Source organism: Novosphingobium sp. SG751A (genome assembly GCF_013149295.1).
GTDB lineage: Bacteria > Pseudomonadota > Alphaproteobacteria > Sphingomonadales > Sphingomonadaceae > Novosphingobium.
The window spans coordinates 1-2,111 of sequence record NZ_JABGCB010000059.1; the positions used below are offsets into that span (position 1 = coordinate 1).

The window sequence follows — 2,111 nt, forward strand, 5'->3', positions numbered from 1 at the left end:
CATGGCCATATGGCTGAAGCGCGGCGCGGCTGCGGAAGAGAAGGCGGCGTCGGATCGCAAGGTTCGTGATATTGTCGAGGCGGCGCTGGGCGATATTGAGAAGCGCGGCGATGATGCGGTGCGCGAGATGAGCATCAAGTTCGACGGCTGGGACCGGGAAGATTATCGGTTGAGCCAGGCCGAGATTGATGCCGCGGTCGACAGTTTGAGCCCGCAGGAGCGCAAGGACATCGAATTTGCCCAGGCGCAGGTGAAGAATTTTGCCCAGATCCAGCGCGCCAGCATGACCGACGTTGAGGTGGAAACGCTGCCCGGTGTGGTGCTGGGGCATAAGAATCTGCCCGTGAATGCAGCCGGTTGCTATGTGCCGGGCGGAAAATATCCGCTGCTGGCCTCGGCCCACATGAGTGTGATTACCGCCAAGGTGGCGGGCGTGCCGCGGGTCATCACCTGCGCGCCGCCGTTTCAGGGCAAGCCCGCGCGCGCGATTGTGGCGGCCCAAGCCATGGCCGGGGCCGATGCGATCTATGCGCTGGGCGGCATTCAGGCGATCGGCGCGATGGCGATCGGCACGCAGACCATTGATCCGGTCGATATTCTCGTCGGTCCCGGCAATGCTTTCGTGGCCGAGGCCAAGCGGCAGTTGTTTGGCCGGGTCGGCATCGACCTGTTTGCCGGACCGACCGAAACGCTGATCATCGCTGATGAAATTGGCTGCGATCCCGAAATGGCCGCGACCGACATTCTGGGTCAGGTCGAGCATGGGCCGGACAGCCCCGGCGTGCTGCTGACCAATTCCGAGGCCTTCGCCCGCGCGACGATGAAGGAAATCGAGCGCCTGCTGGAAATCCTGCCCACCGCCGATCATGCCCGCAAGGCGTGGGAGACGTTTGGCGAGGTGATCGTGGCGGAAAGCTATGAGGAAATGGTGCGGATCGCCGATGACATCGCCTCCGAGCATGTGCAGGTGATGACGCAGGATCCCGACTACTTCCTGAAGAACATGACCAATTACGGCGCGCTCTTCCTTGGCAACCGCACCAATGTGTCGTTCGGCGACAAGGTGATCGGCACCAACCACACGCTGCCGACGAAGAAATCGGCGCGCTATACGGGCGGGCTGTGGGTCGGCAAGTTCCTGAAAACCTGCACCTATCAGCGCGTGACCAGCGATGATGCCAGCGCGCTGATCGGCGAATATTGCAGCCGGTTGTGTGCGCTCGAAGGCTTTGCCGGGCATGGCGAGCAGGCCAATATCCGCGTGCGCCGCTTTGGCGGGCGCGATGTGCCTTACGCCGGGCAGGCCACGCCCAGCGAGCTGACTCAGGCGTGAGCGAGGGGGGCATGAGCGAGTTGCCGCAAACGCCGAGCTTCCGGCTGGACGGTCGGCGGGCGTTGGTGACGGGGGCGGGGCGGGGCATCGGCCTTGCCGCCGCCGCCGCGCTGGCGCAGGCGCGCGCGCATGTGACGCTGGCCGCGCGCACGCAGGGCGAGATTGAGGCGGCCGCCGCCGCGATCCGTGAGGCGGGCGGTTTGGCCGAGGCGGCGGTGCTGGATGTGAGCGACCTTGGCGCGGTGGAGGCTTTCTTTGGCCAGCGTCCGGCGTTTCATGTGCTGGTCAACAATGCCGGGACCAACCGGCCCAAGGCGATGTGGGAGGTGAGCGCGCAGGATTATGACGCCGTTCTCGACCTCAATGTGAAGTCGGCGTTCTTTGTGGCGCAGCATGCGGTCAAAGCGATGCTGCGCGATGGGGTGGCGGGATCTTTGATCCATATGGGTTCTCAAATGGGCCATGTCGGCGGCCCGCGCCGCTCGCTTTACTGCGCGTCGAAATGGGCGATCGAGGGGATGAACAAGGCCTTCGCCCTCGACCTCGCGCCCCACGGCATCCGTAGCAACACCATAGCCCCAACCTTCATCGAAACCCCGATGACCAAGCCCTTCTTCGAGGACAAGGCGTTTCTCGACAGCGTTCTGGCCAAGATCAAACTGGGCCGTCTGGGGCAGGTCGAGGATATCATGGGACCCGTCCTCTTCCTCGCCAGCGATGCCTCCGCCCTCATCACAGGAACCTCCCTCATCGTCGATGGCGGCTGGACTGCGGATTA

Annotated in this window: 2 protein-coding genes; both read left to right on the plus strand. The window is 64.0% G+C overall.

The annotated features are described in order from the left end of the window. A partial coding sequence (hisD, locus tag FHW96_RS25810; protein WP_172343430.1) for a histidinol dehydrogenase occupies positions 1 to 1,333 on the plus strand: 1,333 nt, incomplete at its 5' end. Between the two features lie 11 nt (positions 1,334 to 1,344). Further along, a partial coding sequence (locus FHW96_RS25815; RefSeq protein WP_172343431.1) for an SDR family NAD(P)-dependent oxidoreductase occupies positions 1,345 to 2,111 on the plus strand: 767 nt, incomplete at its 3' end.